The organism is Gordonia sp. SMJS1 (assembly GCF_029866425.1).
Taxonomy (GTDB): domain Bacteria; phylum Actinomycetota; class Actinomycetes; order Mycobacteriales; family Mycobacteriaceae; genus Gordonia; species Gordonia hongkongensis.
In genome coordinates this window covers 1,319,276-1,334,415 of the sequence record NZ_CP123381.1, presented here as the reverse complement: position 1 = coordinate 1,334,415, position 15,140 = coordinate 1,319,276, and the positions used below count along the sequence as shown (strand labels likewise).

The following is a 15,140-nucleotide window of genomic DNA, read 5'->3' as shown; positions in this document are numbered from 1 at the left end:
ATCCTCGTGGATGCACGACACGGACGTCGAGTGAGGTGGGTTGCCATGGCCAACACAGTTCCCGAGGATTTCGTCGCCGGACTCGAGGGCGTGGTGGCCTTCACGACCGACATCGCCGAACCGGACAAGAACGGCGGCAACCTCCGTTACCGCGGCGTCGACATCGAGGACCTGGTCGAGAACAAGGTGACCTTCGCCGACGTGTGGGCCCTCCTGGTCGACGGCAAGTTCGGCGACGGCCTACCGCCGGCCGAACCGTTCCCGCTGCCGATCCACACCGGTGACGTGCGCGTCGACGTCCAGGCCGCGCTCGCCATGCTCGCCCCGATCTGGGGTTACCAGCCGCTGCTCGACATCGACGACGAAACCGCCCGCGACAACCTCGCCCGCGCGTCGGTGATGGCGTTGTCGTACGTGGCGCAGTCCGCGCGCGGCATCCACCAGCCCGCGGTCCCCCAGCACGTCATCGACGAATGCGACACCGTCACCGCACGTTTCATGACCCGCTGGAAGGGCGACCCCGATCCGCGTCACATCGCCGCGATAGACGCCTACTGGGTCAGCGCCGCCGAGCACGGCATGAACGCGTCGACGTTCACCGCACGGGTGATCGCCTCCACCGGAGCCGATGTCGCGGCCTCGCTGTCGGGTGCGATCGGCGCCATGTCCGGCCCCCTCCACGGCGGCGCCCCCGCACGCGTGCTGCCGATGATCGAGGAGGTCGAGAACACCGGTGACGCACGGGGACTCGTAAAGGGGATCCTCGACCGCAAGGAGAAGCTCATGGGCTTCGGGCATCGCGTCTACCGCGCGGAGGACCCGCGTGCCCGCGTGCTCCGCCGCACCGCCCAGGAATTGGGCGTCCCCCGCTTCGAGATCGCCGCCGCACTCGAGCAGGCCGCGCTCACCGAACTCCGGGAACGACGCCCCGACCGCGCCATCGAGACCAACGTCGAGTTCTGGGCGGCGGTCATCCTCGACTTCGCCGAGGTGCCGACGCATATGATGCCGGCGATGTTCACCTGCGGCCGGACCGCCGGCTGGTGTGCGCACATCCTCGAGCAGAAGCGCCTCGGCAAGCTGGTCCGCCCGGCCGCGATCTACACCGGTCCGAGCCCCCGGCGCCCCGAAGACGTCGAGGGCTGGGGCGACGTGGTGAAGCCGGGCCTGTAGGTCCCTTCCACCAGAATCGCTACTTCCCCCACAGATTCGCTATTCACAGATAGCGAATCTGTGGTCGAGGTAGCGACCCTGTGGAGGCCAATCGGCTGTGGACAACGTCTGAGTGAATTCCACAGGGACGCCGAGGCACCCGCAATCGGACCGGGGCGGCCTCACCATCGAGCGCATGCCCGACAATCACGTGATCCGACGGTCCGCTCTCGCAGCCCGTCTCGGCGAGGACGAGATCCGGTTGCGTCAGGAGACTGGCGCGCTGCGGAGCGTATGGCGAGGTGCGGTGCACCTCGGACCCGCGCCCGACGACGAGCTCGAACGCTATCGCCTGAAGATCCGCGGCGCCGTGGCCGTCGGCGGGAACGGACGCGTGGTCAGCCACGAGTCCGCCGCCGCGCTCCACGGCATCCCCCTCCTCCGACCGGACATGACCACAGTCCACTTCACCTCGTCCAAGACCGGTCGTACCGGGGACAAGATCCACATACACCGCGACAACCTGCCGGACGAGCAGGTGATGTCCGTCGACAACGTCCGGGTGACGACGCCGGCCCGCACGGTCGCCGACGTGGCCCGCCTGGGGACGTTCGAACAGGCAGTCTGCTGCCTCGACAGTGGTCTCCGCTCCGGCATCACACACGCCGAGATCCAGGCCGTCGTGGCGTCGAGCATCAAGATGAAGGGCATCCGACAACTGCGTCAGGCGCTCTCGATGGCCGACGCACGATCCGAAAGCGTAGGCGAATCCTTCAGCCGCGCAACGATGATCGCCGTCGGACTCCCGCTCCCCAACCTCCAGGTGACCATCCTCGACGGCGACGGCAGGTTCGTTGCCCGCGGCGACTTCGGCTGGGACGACAAGGTCATCGGCGAGTTCGACGGCAAGGTCAAGTACTCGGGACAGTTCGGCACGCCCGCGTCGGAAACGGTGGTCGACGAGAAACGACGTGAGGACGCCATCCGGCGAACGGGGCGGCTCGTCGTGCGGTGGACGTGGCAGGACCTCCTGGACCCGCATCACTTCCGTGGCCTCATCACAGGTGCCCTCCGCGATGCGGGACTCGTCTGACGTGCCCGCCCCAGAAGCCCTACTCGACCCAGAGGTGCGCTACTTCCAGGTAGCGCACCTTTCGATGAAACAGCGATTCTGCATGGGGCCACCGGCGCAGAGATCGCCGCTGCACCACCCGGCTGCCGACACCTAACCCGAGGCGCCCCCACAGGTGGCGAGGGCCACTCCCTAGAATTGCCGTCATGAGCGAAGCCGCCACCGCATCCATCACCCTGCCCGCCGACCTGCTGCCGTCGGACGGCCGCTTCGGTTGCGGGCCGTCGAAGGTTCGCCCCGAGCAGTTGCAGTCCCTCGTCGACACCGGCGCGTCGGTGTTCGGCACCAGCCACCGTCAGGCACCGGTGAAGAACGTCGTCGGCTCGATCCGCGAGGGGCTGTCGAACCTGTTCTCGCTGCCCGAGGGCTACGAGGTCGTGATCTCCAACGGCGGCACCACGGCATTCTGGGACGCCGCGGCGTTCGGCCTGATCAAGCAGCGTTCGCTGCACCTCACCTATGGCGAGTTCTCGTCGAAGTTCGCGACGGTCTCGAAGAAGGCCCCCTTCCTCGACTCCCCCGCAGTCATCTCGACCGACCCCGGCACCGCGCCCGACCCGGCCGCGCTGACCGTCGACGACTTCGGCGGCGTCGACCTCATCGGCTGGGCCCACAACGAGACCTCGACGGGCGTCGCGGTGCCCGTCGTCCGTCCCGCCGGTTCGGATGACGCGCTCATCGCCATCGACGCCACCTCGGGTGCGGGCGGCCTGCCCGTCAACGTCGCCGACGCCGACGTCTACTACTTCGCGCCGCAGAAGTGCTTCGCCGCCGACGGCGGGCTCTGGGTCGCACTGATGAGCCCGCGGGCGCTCGCACGCATCGCCGAGATCGCCGAGACCGATCGCTGGTGCCCGGAGTTCCTGTCGCTGCCGACCGCCGTCGACAACAGCAGCAAGAACCAGACCTACAACACCCCGGCCGTCGGATCGCTGCTGCTGTTCGCCAACCAGATCGAGTGGATGAACAACAACGGCGGCCTCGACTGGTGCGTGTCGCGCACCGCCGATTCCAGCTCGCGTCTCTACCAGTGGGCCGAGGCCAGCGACTTCGCGACGCCGTTCGTCACCGAAGCGGCCAACCGCAGCCAGGTCGTCGGCACCATCGATTTCCACGACGATGTCGACGCCGCGGCCGTCGCGGAGATCCTTCGCGCGCACGGGGTCGTCGACACCGAGCCGTACCGCAAGCTCGGCCGGAACCAGCTGCGCATCGGCATGTTCCCGGCCATCGAGCCGGAGGACGTCAGCAAGCTCACCCAGTGCATCGACTACATCGTCGAGCGCCTCTGATCCCCTGCTCGACACCTCGCCGCCGGCGCGCCGCACAGATCGTTGCGGCGCGCCGGTGGTGCTTCACCGAACCGGTAGCCTGGTTCCCACAGACCACATACGACGCATCGATCGCTGGCGTCGCTTGCGCCCCACGCGTGCTGAACTGCGGTTTTGCCGCGTGTCCCACAGTGAACCGGCAGATCGGTGAGTTAATGTGACCCCAATGCGTGCACCGACCGGAGGAGGAGCAGATGCGTGAGCTCCGCGTCGTCGGGGTGGAAACCGACGGCTCCCATGTCATCTGCCAGGACCCGCAATCGGGCGAGAAATTCCGGATCGCCTCCGACGAACGCCTCCGCGCCGCCGCCCGCGGCGACATCTCACGACTGGGACAGATCGAGATCGAGATGGAGAGTGCATTGCGGCCACGCGAGATCCAGGCACGAATCCGAGCGGGTGCGACCGTCGCCGAGGTGGCGGCCGCAGCCGGGGTGGGTGTGGACAAGATCGAACGCTTCGCCCACCCGGTGCTCCTCGAACGCAGCCGCGCCACCGAACTCGCCGGCGCCGCGCATCCCATCCGCCATGACGGCCCGGCAGTGGCGACACTGGTCGAGTCGGTCGCCGAGGGACTTCTCGCCTACGGCCAGAATCCCAACGACGCCGACTGGGACGCATGGAAGGGCGACGACGGGTACTGGGTGGTCCAGGTCGCGTGGAGCGTCGGACGCACCGACAACCTGGCGCACTGGCGTTACCAGCCGGGATCGCACGGTGGCAGCGTCGACCCGCTCGACGACCTGGCCGACGAACTCACCCATCCCGAGACCATCGCGCCCCGTCGTCGGCTGACCCCGGTCGCCACCCCCGAAGTCGCTGTCGAGACGACCCCGGACGGACGCGAAGAGGTCACCATCGACGCAGCCTCGATCATCGGTGCGCAGCGCGCCCGGCACGACCGCCGCACCGCGGCCGAGGACGACGGCGCCGTGCCGTTCGACTTCGGATTCGACGACGAGCCGTCCGCCGCCACCGCCGAAGCCTCGGACACGGACGACGCGGCGGCCACTTCCAACGCCGACGACGCCGACGCCGACGAATCGGTGCCCGCACCGTCGTCCGGCCCCGAACGTCCGCGCCGCAAGAAGGCACGTAAACCGGCGGTCCCGGCGTGGGAGGATGTCCTGCTCGGCGTGCGCAGCAACGGGAACAGCTGAGTGTCCTCCGCGCGCGCGGCGACGGTCTGGTTCATCGACACCGACGACCCGGCCGCGATTCTCCGCTCGCGTCCGGCCAACGACTCCCAGCACGCCCAGCAGGTCGCGACGACCGTCTTCGGTGACAGCGTCCTGGTCCCGCTCGTCGACACCGATCTCGCGTCCGCTGCCGCGGTCCGCGACACCCACGTCTACGCCGGGTTCTACGGCCCGCTCGCCGTCGTGTCGTGTTCGCTGTTCGAGACGACCACGCCGTCGACGCTGACCCGCGCGCTCGCGCGGATCCGTCCCAGCGCGACCACGACCCTCCTCTACACCGAGCCCGACTCCTCACTCGGAGTGTTCGCCCGGTGGGAGTCGGGGACGCTCCGACGCTCCTTCGCCGCCGACCCGGTCACCATCCACGAGGACCACGGCCTGCCGTTCACGTTCGAGAAGCCGTTCTGGGGTGGCGAACACCCGCTCAGCCACGCCGAGGGCGTGCCCACCGCACCCATGTCGCTCCCCTTCCATCCCGCGCACCTCGCCGAGGAATCGAACCGTGCGTGGCTCGGGTTCCGCTACACCCACCCGCTCGCGGAGTCCGATCTCGACCCGGCCCAGATCACCGTCACCTGCTTCGCGTTACACCCGGCCGAATACGAACCGACCGCGGCCGACTACGAGAACTACCGCGCCGCAACGGCTTCGCGCGCCCGGGAGCGGACGGGATCGCCGGGTCAGGACGCTCGCAAGCGCGGGCGTATCCGCGAGTACTTCGGGTTCTAGGGTGCGGGGCGTCCCATCGCCAGCAGCGCGATCGACGACGCGACCCCGGCGAGGAAGCCGAGCAGCAGTCCCCACACGACCCACCGCCACACGGGCCGCGCCCGGAACTCCCAGAGGGTCCATCCGAGTCCGCCTGCGACGACCAATACGGCGGCGATTCCGAGGAACCGCAGGATCTCGCCGATGAGCAGGTAGACGCCGACCAAGACGAATGCGGCGAACAGCGCGCACGAGGCACCGACGATCAGCCCCAGGGCCCACGGCGTCGGTTCGACACCCTCCCGCTCGACGGTCACGATCCCATGGTGCCCGACCGGGCGCGCTCGTAGAACGCAACGGCCGCAGCGGTCGCCACGTTCAGCGAGTCGGTGCCCCGGCTCATCGGGATGCGCGCCTTCACGTCGGTGGCCGCCATCGCCGACGCGGTGAGACCGGGGCCCTCCGCACCGACCAGGAAGCCGACCTTCTCGGCGGTGACGGCTTCGGCCAGGGTCACGGCGGCGGGATCGGGCGTCAACGAGACCAGCCGGAAGTCACGTTCCCGCACCAGGTCCAGGCCGCGCGGCCAGTCGTCGAATCTCGCGAACGGCACGAGCAGTGCATGGCCCATCGATACCCGAACGCATCGGCGGTACAGCGGGTCGGCGCAACCCTGACCGAAAAGCACTGCGTCGACGCCCAATCCGGCGGCGTTGCGGAAGATCGACCCGATGTTCTCGTGGTCGTTCACACCTTCGAGGATCGCAACGGTCCGCGCGCTCTCGAGGACCTCCGGCACCGTGAGCACGGGCGGTCGGCGCGACACGGCGAGCACGCCGCGGTTGAGGTGGAAGCCGACGATCTCGGCCATGACCTCGGCGGTGGCGCGGAAGAACGGGACACCGGCCAGCCCGGGATCACGGAGATCGGCGTCGAGCTCCTCGAGGCGTTTCGCGACACCGAGGAAGGCGTGGGTCGCGAACCGTGACGCGATCATCCGCTGGGCGACGAGAACACCTTCGGCGATGACCAGACCACGGCCCGGGCGCCGCCGGGCAGAACCGGGAGATCGGGCCGTCGGTCGACGGAGTTGAGGTCGCGGAAGTCGTCGACGCGCGGGTCCTCCGAGTCGTCGATGTCGATCACGTTCACTGCGAGCCCGGGCACCGCAACAGTCTGCCACCCGGACGAAACCGGCAGCGCACGGGTGTGAAACTGTGGAGGGCGTGACCAGCGATTCGACTCCGATGTCACGTCTGTCCCTCGCCCGCGCCACCGACGCGGACTGGGCCGACATCATCACCACCGATGCCCGCGCGTTCGCCATGCGCAACCCGCTGCCCGACGACGAGGTCGCCGATCTGCGCGGCAAGGTCGCCGACGACGACGTCGTACTGGTGCGCGACACCGGGTTGGACACGCGGCCCCTCGTCGGGGTGGCGATGTTCTACCGGATGTCGATGTCACTGCCCGGCGGGGGCGTGTCCGACGCGGCCGGACTGTCGTGGGTCTCGGTGGCGTCGACCCACCGGCGGCGTGGCATCCTCCGCCGCATGCTCACCGAACTCGTCGAGCAGTGGGAATCGGAGAAGTACACCTTCGGAATCCTCACCGCGAGTGAGGGCACCATCTACGAACGCTTCGGCTTCGGACCGGCATGCTTCGCGAACTCGGTGTCGCTGAGCCCGGGCGCCCAGATGCGCGCGGCCCAGCCCGACGATGCCACCGTCCGGTATGCCGACGCCGACGCGGTGGCCGCCGCGATCCCCGACCTCCACGCACGGTGGACGCTGACCACCCCGGGCGCGCTCACCCGCACCCCCGCCTGGTGGAATCCCATCCTGGCCGACCGGGCGTCGGAGCGGCCGCTGTCGGCGAGCGGTCTGCACTACCTGCTGCACGCCGACGGCTACGCGAGCTACCGCATCTACAAGGACGAGACCGGCGCGGTGCGCGGCGAGGTCAACGAGGTCTTCGCGGTCACCGACGACGCACACACCGATCTGTGGCGCGTCCTGATCAGCCTCGACCTCATTCCCTCGCTCACCGCGACCATCCCGGTCGACGACCCGCTGTCGCAGAAACTCGTGAATCCGCGGTCGGTGTCGGTCACCGGGACCGCCGACACGATGTGGCTGCGCATCCTCGACGTCCCAGCCGCCCTCGGCGCCCGTCACTATGCCGCCGACCTGGACGCCGTGATCGAGGTGACCGACGAATTCCGCGCACACGGAGGCGTTTTCGACATCTCGGTACGCGAGGGCGGGGCGATCGTCGCGCCGGCGAAGTCGGGAGCGACGCCCACCGTCTCGCTCGACATCTCGGTGTTGTCGAGCATCTACCTCGGCGGGATCCGACCCTCGGCCTTCGCGGCGGCGGGACGCCTGCGCGTCGACTCCCCGGCGACGCTGCGCGCGCTGGACCACGCGTTCATGACCGACCGCGCCCCCTTCTCGGGCACGTTCTTCTGACCCTTCGAGACGTCCCTCCGCAAGCTCCGGGACTCCTCAGCCTGGATATTTCACTGATGTTGCTGGTGTTCGGCGTGTGATACGCGAAAGTGCCTGTCTGCCTTGTGATTATTGATTCACCACAAACAAATAGTCACAAGAAGAAAGGCACCTCGCAGGTGAAGAATAACGTGTATCCCGAGTTGATGGTGGACCCTACGCGCACTGAGTCGGTGCTGACGACCTCGGGCGGGGTGTTGCTGACGAAAACCGTGCAGGTCTCGGGCCTGGGAGCCGAGCTGACCGCGGCGATGGCGCCGTGGCGGACCGCGGCGACGGTCCATGATCCGGCCAAGATCGTGCTGGATCTGGCGCTCACCTTGGCGACCGGTGGTGACTGTGTGGCCGATGTGGCCACAGTCCGGGCTCAGCCACAGTTGTACGGGCAGGTGGCCTCTGATCCGACGATTTCGCGGGTGATCAGCAGGCTGGCTACCGATGTCGAGGCGGTCAGTACCGCGATCAGCGCGGCTCGCGCCGCGGCGCGGGAGCGGGTGTGGGGCATTGCCCGCCCGTTGGAGGGCACTGCGGGCAGCATCGATGGCGGGCTGGTGATCGTTGATCTCGATGCCACGACCGTGACCGCCGGCTCGGCCAAAGAACAGGCCCAGAAAACGTATAAGCGGGTGTTCGGGCATTCCCCGATGTGTTCGTTCGTCGACCACGGCGTGAATCGCCCCGGGTTTGCTGGAGGCTCGGTTAGTTGGTTCCAGCGTTTGCGGGGACCGGGTTCTCACGGTAGCTGGTGACGGTGTGGGTCGACCAGTAGGCGCTCTCGTACTCGACGGGTGGGACGTGTCCGATCTCGCCGTGCAGGCGGCGGTGGTTGAACCATTCGACGTACTCAGCGACGGCGATCTCGACCTCGCCCACACCTGCCCAGCCGCCTCGCGGGCGCATCACGGGGTTACGGATGCATTCGGCTTTGAACAGCGAGTTGAACGCCTCAGCCATCGCGTTGTCGTATGAATCCCCCTTGGAGCCAACAGATGTCACCGCTTCGGCTTCGGCCAGTCGTTCGGTGTAGCGGATGGCTCGGTATTGCACTCCGCGGTCGGAGTGGTGGATCAGCCCGGCCACGTCGTGGCCGGCACGCGACCGTGCCCACAATCCCATGTTCAGGGCGTCGAGGGCGAGGTCGGTGTGCATGGTGGTCGAGACCTGCCAGCCGACGACCATCCGCGAGAACACGTCCAGGACGAACGCCGCGTACACCCAGCCCGAGTGGGTGCGGATGTAGGTCAGGTCCGCCACCCACAACGCGTTCGGTGCCGCCGCGGTGAACTGACGGTTGACCCGGTCAGCCGGCCGGGGTGTTTCAGCTCCCTCGCTGCGCGTGGTCTTGCGTGTCTTGAGTCTCGCTATCCCTTGCAGCCCATCGGCTTTCATCAATCGCTCGACGGTGCAGCGGGCAACACTATGGCCCTGTCTGCGCAATTGGGCATGCACCTTGCGGGCACCGTAGACGCCGAGGTTGTCGGCATGCACCGCGCGGACCTGGGTAAGGAGCTCCCGGTCACGCACCACACGAGGCGCCTCGGTCTTCTGGGGGCTCAGGTGGGCTCGTACCGTGGACGGAGCGATCTGGGCGGACGTATCGCGCAATGCCGCACAGATCGGATCGACTCCGTGTTCATCGCGGTGAGCCGCGACGAACTCCACGATCAGCGCTGTGGGCGGTCGATCTCCGCCGCAAAGAAAGCCGAAGCCTGCTTCAAGATCGTGTTCGCTCGCCGCAGTTCACGGTTCTCCCGCTCCAACGCCGCGATGCGGTCAGCGTCCTCACTCGTGGTGCCCGGGCGGACCCCGCCGTCGATCTCGGCCTGACGAACCCAATTGCGCAACGCCTCGGGATGGACTCCGAGCTGATCGGCGATCCGCTTGATCGCACCTCTCGACGAATCGGGATCTTGTCGCGCTTCACATGCCATCCGGGTGGCCCGGTCCTTGAGTTCCTCACTGTACTTGCGTGGTGCTGCCATGCTCTCCATCCTTCACAGGTTCGAGAGCCTCCGACAGACCCGGGGCGGTTCAGCGCCTTCGGCACCGGGGAAACACTGAACCTGGACCTGCGGCGTGGAGGTGCCTCACCCAAAGGTGCGGACATGCACATCGCGGCCCTCGAGGCGGCGTTGGCCCAGCTGCCCGCCGCTGAACGCGCCCAGGTGCTCATACGTACCGATTCGGCCGGGTGTGCCAAAAAGTTCCTGGCCCACCTGGCCGAGCAACGCCTGCAGTACTCGGTCGGGTTCACCATCTCCGAACTGGTCAAAGACGCATTGGACGTGCTGCCTGAGGCCGCCTGGGTGACCGCGATCAACACCGACGACGCCGATCCACGAGCTGATGCCCAGGTCGCCGAGATCACCGACCACATGCCGCGCTCGGTCCGTGACACCGAAACCGCCTACGAGCCCTGGCCACCCGGGATGCGGCTGATCGCGCGCCGCGAATATCCCCACAACGGAGCCCAACACCTCATCACCGACATCGAGGGCCGCCGCTACACCGTGTTCGCCACCAACACCCGCGGCCGCGGCTGGACACTGCCGATCCTGGAACTGCGTCACCGTCAACGTGCCCGCGCCGAAGACCGTATCCGCTGCCTCAAAGACACCGGCATGGCCAACCTACCGTTCGACTCATTCGCCAAAAACCAACTGTGGCTCGATATCGTCGCCCTGGCCTCCGACCTCATTGCCTGGACTCAAACCCTCGGCTACCACCGCCACGACCCCATCCGCCGCTGGGAACCCAAACGCTTGCGCCACCGCCTGTTCACCGTCGGCGGCAAGATCATCACCCACGCCCGCACCACCACCCTGCGACTACCCACCGACTGGCCCTACAACCACCACATACGCCACGGCTGGCAACGCCTCACCGCCTAACCAGCCCCTCGGTCACCGCGCCCCGTCACCGCCGCCCACCCCACCTCAGAACCCGAACAACCAGCGAACCCAACGCTGGCGATCCACCCTGCCCACACACCAGCACCAACCATCAAAAGGCGACACCGACAACCGATCGGCGAAACCCTACCCACCCGTGAAAGATTCAGGCTCAGGGAGCGGTGAGACGTCCCTCCGCAAGCTCCGGGACTCCTCAGGGAGCGGAGAGACGTCCCTCCGCAAGCTCCGGGACTCCTCAGGGAGCGGGATTAGATCGCGCGTGAGCGCGGGACGTCGGTGTCGGCCTGCCCGAGGATCTTGTTGGCGATGCGCACGGCCTCGCGCAGGATGTCCCGCTCCTCGGCGGACAGTTCCGCGAGGCGGTCGCTCAACCATGCCTTGCGGGCGGCGAGTTCGTCGGTCACGACTTCGACGCCTTCCGGGGACAACGTCACGATGGCCTGACGGCCGTCGGTGGGATGGGGTTCGCGCTTGATCATCCCGAGATCCGACAGCGAGGCGATGACCCTGGTCATCGACGGCGGGCGAACCCGCTCGGCGGCCGCGAGCGCACCTGGTGTCATCGGGCCCTCGTGGTGCAGCGTGTTGAGGGCGGACAGCTGAGTGAGCGAGACCAGCTTGTTCTCCCGCCGACCTCGGAGTCGGCGCGCCAGGCGCACCACGGCGAGGGACAGGTCGCCGGACAGACTTCCGTCACCACAAGGTGCATGCATTGCCAAATCGTAGGCCAGGAAATCGGCCTCGCTGCCCGTCCGCGACGAAATTGAACCGGGTGGACGACACCGAAACGGGCAAACCCGGACAGACGACCAAGTTCGTCAGCCGATGAGGTCGGAGATCGGTCCGCGCGCGAAGTAGGCGACGAAGATCGCGGCGACGAACCAGAGCAACGGATGCACAGTGCGGGCCTTGCCCGCCGCGGTCGCCATCACGACCCAGCTGATGAAGCCGATGCCGATACCGTTGGCGATCGAGTACGTGAACGGCATCGAGACGACCGTCAGGAAGGCCGGCAGCGCGTAGTCGAGCCGTTTGAAATCGATGGACGTGAGCTGGCCGATCATCATGGCGCCGACGACCACCAGCGCGGGGGCGACCGCCTCGAGCGGGATCACCTCGTAGAGCGGTGTCAGGAACATCGCCACCAGGAACAGGATTCCGGTCACCACGTTGGCGAGGCCGGTGCGCGCACCTTCGGCGATACCGGACGCAGACTCCACGAACACCGTGTTCGACGACGCCGAGGCGGCACCGCCGGCGATGGCGCCGGTCCCCTCGACGACGAGCGCTCGGCCGATACCGGGCAGGTTGCCCTTCTCGTCGGCGAGCCCGGCCTCCTTGCCGAGGCCGGTCATCGTGCCCATGGCGTCGAAGAAGTTGGAGAGCACCAGCGCGAAGACCAGCACCGATGCCGCGAGCACACCGATCCGGGTGAACGCGCCGAACAGGTCGACGTCACCGACCAGGCTGAGATCGGGCAGACCGCCGAGGGCGCTGGGAATGTCGGGCACGCTGAGACCCCAGCCGGAGGGGCTGTCGACGCTGGACCCGTAATCGAAGATCCGCTCCAGCACGATCGACAGCACCGTCGTGATGGCGATACCGATCAACAGGCCACCGGGGACCCGACGCACCACCAGGACGCCCATCAGCAGCACCCCGACCGCGAAGATCAGTGTGGGGATCGTGGAGATCGAGTTGTCGCTGCCCAGCTGCACCGGGACGGTGGTGCCGGCGGCATCGGGGATGCGCTTGACGAATCCCGCGTCGACGAAACCGATGAAGGCGATGAACAGACCGATCCCCGCCGCGATCGCGGCTTTCAGTTCGGGGGGCACCGCGTTGAACACCGCGGTGCGGAATCCGGTGACGGCCAGCAGGACGATGATGATGCCGTCGACGACCACCAGACCCATTGCCTCGGGCCAGGTCACCTGCGGCGCGATGGACACCGCCAGCAGGCTGTTGATGCCGAGACCCGCCGCGATCGCGAACGGATAGTTGGCGACCAGGCCGAACAGGATCGACATCACGCCCGCGACGAGCGCGGTGACCGCGGCGACCTGCGCCAGCGGCAGGACGTTGCCCAGGACGTCGGTGTTCTTGTCCCCGCCCGGGATACCGCCGATGATGATCGGGTTGAGCACCACGATGTAGGCCATCGTGAAGAACGTGACAAGGCCACCGCGGAACTCGCGGTTGATCGTCGAACCGCGTTCGGAGATCTTGAAGAACCGGTCGAGCGGGCCGCGCGGGACCGCAGAATCCGGCCCCGGGGTGGTCGCGGGGAAGTCGGGCTCCGTGGGGAGGTTCCCCTTCGACATGTCCGCACCCGGGGTGTCGGAGGACCTCAGATCGCGAGACTCACTCGGCTCATCGTGTGGCACGTTCCGAAAGCTACCCTGTTGTCCATGTCCACGACACTCGAGATCCCCGAACTCCCCCGCGCGTTGCGCGCCCCGGAGCCGGTCATCGTGGTCGGGATGATCGGGTGGGTGGTGGCGACGGTGATCGTCGCCCTGACCGATCTCGGTGGCGACCGCGCGCTGCCGGTCTGCCTGGTGGGCCTGGCCGTCGGTCTGCTCGGGACGACGATCGTCCTCGTCCAGCGCGCCGGTGTCCGACGCGGTGATCGAGGCGCGCAGGAAGGTCTCGACTAGCTTCTGTCCGGTTCGGCCCTGTCCGGTTCTGCCCTGTCCGATTCTGCGGCCGCCGCGAATTCGTCGACCCCGGGTTCGTGTTCGAGGACGCGACCGGGTCCGAACAGCAGGGCGACGAAGTAGAGGCCGCCCGCCGCGATCAGCCCGAGCACGATCAGGGTCGGAACCCGCGCGTCGTCGGGCGTGACGAGCACGAACAGGGCGACCCCCACCCAGATCAGCGCGGCGACGGCGACCGGCATCTCGAGGCGTCCGAGACTGAACCCACCGGACTTGCGCTCCAGACGCTTTCGGACGACCAGGTACAGCACGACGGTCCCGCCGTAGATGAGCGCGGGCAGGATCGTCGACGCGATGATCAGCTCGATCAGCGCCGCCCCGGGCAGGGCCAGCATCAGCACCACTCCGACGCCGAGGATGAGCAGCGTCGCCGGTACCGGGGTCTGGGTCCGGGGGTTGACCCTGGCCATCAGCCGGTGCGCCGGGAAGCGCCGGTCGCGGGCTATCGCGAAGACCTGCCGGGCGCACGCCGCCATCACCACCATGCCGGCGCCGAACATCGCGAAGACGATGCAGGCGAGAAGGATTCGCTCGGCGACCGGCCCGAGTTGTTCCCGGATGATCGCGGCGACCGGCGACCCGTCGGCCGTGACCGCCTGAACGTCCTCGATCGCCGTGGTCAGGACGATGAGGAAGACCAGTCCCAGGACCGCGGCGGCCACCACCGATCCGACGATCGCCCGGGGGACGCTGCGGAACGGATCCTTCGCCTCTTCGGCGAGGTTGGCCGCGGAATCGAACCCGACCAGGGTGGTGAGTCCTATGACCATCGCGGCCATCACCCCGCCACCGATCGCCCAGTAGTCCGGCGCACCGGCGGCCACCCCCTCGGACACCAAATTGCCCGGGTGACCGCTTCCGCTGAACACCATCACCGCCGCGAGCACCAGGATCAGGATCGCCACGATCGCCAACTCGACCGCCACCGCGCCGGAGGTGAACAGGCCGAGCAACCGGGTCGACGCGATCACCAGCACGGCCTGGATGACGAGCACGACGAGCGTGATGACGCGGGCGACGTCCTCGTCCTCGGCCATCCCGGCGAGCGGCATCAGCGCCTGACTGGCCAGCGCGTTGTCCATGGCGACCACGCCGATCACCAGGTACCAGAAGCTCAGCCAGCCGAAGAACCAGCCGATCTTCGGGTTCGCCAGCCTCGACGCCCACTGATACGACGACCCGCTCAGTGCGATCCGGGCGGCGAATTGGGCGACGACCAGCGCGATCAGGGTCTGGCCGACCGCGGCGACGATCCACAACCAGATCCCGACCGGACCCGCCGTGGTGAGCACGCTGCCGTAGGTGGCGAAGATCCCGACCGCGACGGAGATGAACGCGAAGGAGATCGCGAACACCGCGAACCCGCCGAGCGTCCGGCGCAGCTCCGGACGGTAGCCGCTGATGCGGATCTCGTCGGGTGATCCGCTGCCGGCACCCGCCGGGGTGACCACGTCCTCCGCCATGGCGGTCCCCTTC

14 protein-coding genes, 1 pseudogene and 1 other annotated feature are annotated in these 15,140 nt (G+C 67.9%); of the genes and pseudogenes, 9 read left to right on the top strand and 6 right to left on the bottom strand.

Going from position 1 to position 15,140, the window contains the following annotated elements:
• The first annotated feature begins 45 nt into the window (after nucleotides 1-45).
• The 5 genes from QAD21_RS06080 to QAD21_RS06060 all read left to right on the top strand — a co-directional run bounded on the left by QAD21_RS06080 (nucleotide 46) and on the right by QAD21_RS06060 (nucleotide 5,543).
• Nucleotides 46-1,173, top strand: a complete 1,128-nt coding sequence (locus QAD21_RS06080; protein ID WP_065630762.1) for a citrate synthase 2 — start codon at nucleotides 46-48, stop codon at nucleotides 1,171-1,173.
• 175 nt (nucleotides 1,174-1,348) lie between these two features.
• The gene (locus tag QAD21_RS06075; RefSeq protein WP_065630761.1) at nucleotides 1,349-2,245 is read left to right on the top strand and encodes a hypothetical protein; all 897 of its coding nucleotides are present in this window, start codon (nucleotides 1,349-1,351) and stop codon (nucleotides 2,243-2,245) included.
• 185 nt (nucleotides 2,246-2,430) lie between these two features.
• Complete coding sequence (gene serC, locus QAD21_RS06070) at nucleotides 2,431-3,576, top strand: phosphoserine transaminase (RefSeq protein WP_280360818.1); 1,146 nt, start codon at nucleotides 2,431-2,433, stop codon at nucleotides 3,574-3,576.
• A gap of 233 nt (nucleotides 3,577-3,809) precedes the next feature.
• Entirely contained in the window at nucleotides 3,810-4,775 is a 966-nt protein-coding gene (sepH, locus tag QAD21_RS06065) for a septation protein SepH (RefSeq protein ID WP_065630815.1), read from the top strand.
• Nucleotides 4,776-5,543: a hypothetical protein gene (locus tag QAD21_RS06060; RefSeq protein ID WP_065630759.1), complete on the top strand. Its 768-nt coding sequence runs from the start codon at nucleotides 4,776-4,778 to the stop codon at nucleotides 5,541-5,543.
• On the opposite strand, the gene QAD21_RS06055 is transcribed toward QAD21_RS06060, so the two are convergent.
• Nucleotides 5,540-5,839 (bottom strand): DUF2537 domain-containing protein, encoded by a 300-nt coding sequence (locus QAD21_RS06055; RefSeq protein WP_280360815.1) that lies wholly within the window; start codon nucleotides 5,837-5,839, stop codon nucleotides 5,540-5,542. The two genes, QAD21_RS06060 and QAD21_RS06055, sit on opposite strands and share 4 nt — an antisense overlap.
• Nucleotides 5,836-6,689: pseudogene (locus tag QAD21_RS06050) on the bottom strand (RNA methyltransferase). The gene QAD21_RS06055 and the pseudogene QAD21_RS06050 overlap by 4 nt, the downstream one beginning before the upstream one ends.
• A gap of 80 nt (nucleotides 6,690-6,769) precedes the next feature.
• On the opposite strand from QAD21_RS06050, the gene QAD21_RS06045 reads away from it, so the two are divergent.
• Together QAD21_RS06045 and QAD21_RS06040 are read left to right on the top strand one after the other, a co-directional pair.
• Nucleotides 6,770-7,993 carry a GNAT family N-acetyltransferase gene (locus QAD21_RS06045; protein ID WP_259936065.1) on the top strand — a complete coding sequence of 408 codons (1,224 nt, stop codon included), beginning with the start codon at nucleotides 6,770-6,772 and terminating at the stop codon, nucleotides 7,991-7,993.
• A gap of 89 nt (nucleotides 7,994-8,082) precedes the next feature.
• The gene (locus tag QAD21_RS06040) at nucleotides 8,083-8,781 is read left to right on the top strand and encodes a transposase (protein ID WP_280360813.1); all 699 of its coding nucleotides are present in this window, start codon (nucleotides 8,083-8,085) and stop codon (nucleotides 8,779-8,781) included.
• Here the strand turns inward: QAD21_RS06040 and QAD21_RS06035 are convergent.
• Nucleotides 8,732-10,014, bottom strand: a protein-coding gene (locus tag QAD21_RS06035; RefSeq protein WP_226513891.1) for an IS3 family transposase whose coding sequence is annotated in 2 segments (ribosomal slippage) — nucleotides 8,732-9,726 and nucleotides 9,726-10,014 — 1,284 coding nt in all. Because the reading frame shifts where the segments join, the coding sequence is not laid out codon by codon here. The genes QAD21_RS06040 and QAD21_RS06035 overlap by 50 nt on opposite strands.
• Nucleotides 9,608-9,736: a sequence feature (AL1L pseudoknot), on the bottom strand. (Overlaps the previous gene by 129 nt.)
• Between QAD21_RS06035 and QAD21_RS06030 the strand changes: the two genes are divergently transcribed.
• Complete coding sequence (locus tag QAD21_RS06030) at nucleotides 9,943-10,923, top strand: IS1380 family transposase (protein WP_280360811.1); 981 nt, start codon at nucleotides 9,943-9,945, stop codon at nucleotides 10,921-10,923. The two genes, QAD21_RS06035 and QAD21_RS06030, sit on opposite strands and share 72 nt — an antisense overlap.
• Before the next feature lie 269 nt (nucleotides 10,924-11,192).
• On the opposite strand, the gene QAD21_RS06025 is transcribed toward QAD21_RS06030, so the two are convergent.
• The gene (locus tag QAD21_RS06025; protein WP_065630756.1) at nucleotides 11,193-11,657 is read right to left on the bottom strand and encodes a MarR family transcriptional regulator; all 465 of its coding nucleotides are present in this window, start codon (nucleotides 11,655-11,657) and stop codon (nucleotides 11,193-11,195) included.
• A 105-nt stretch (nucleotides 11,658-11,762) separates the two neighbouring features.
• Nucleotides 11,763-13,331, bottom strand: coding sequence for an NCS2 family permease (locus QAD21_RS06020; protein ID WP_259936063.1), 1,569 nt, complete (start codon nucleotides 13,329-13,331; stop codon nucleotides 11,763-11,765).
• Nucleotides 13,332-13,355: 24 nt separating this feature from the next.
• Here QAD21_RS06020 and QAD21_RS06015 point away from each other — a divergent pair, with 24 nt between their 5' ends.
• Nucleotides 13,356-13,604 carry a DUF2530 domain-containing protein gene (locus QAD21_RS06015; protein WP_058251612.1) on the top strand — a complete coding sequence of 83 codons (249 nt, stop codon included), beginning with the start codon at nucleotides 13,356-13,358 and terminating at the stop codon, nucleotides 13,602-13,604.
• On the opposite strand, the gene QAD21_RS06010 is transcribed toward QAD21_RS06015, so the two are convergent.
• Nucleotides 13,601-15,127 carry an amino acid permease gene (locus QAD21_RS06010; protein ID WP_068972498.1) on the bottom strand — a complete coding sequence of 509 codons (1,527 nt, stop codon included), beginning with the start codon at nucleotides 15,125-15,127 and terminating at the stop codon, nucleotides 13,601-13,603. The genes QAD21_RS06015 and QAD21_RS06010 overlap by 4 nt on opposite strands.
• Between the last annotated feature and the right edge of the window lie 13 nt (nucleotides 15,128-15,140).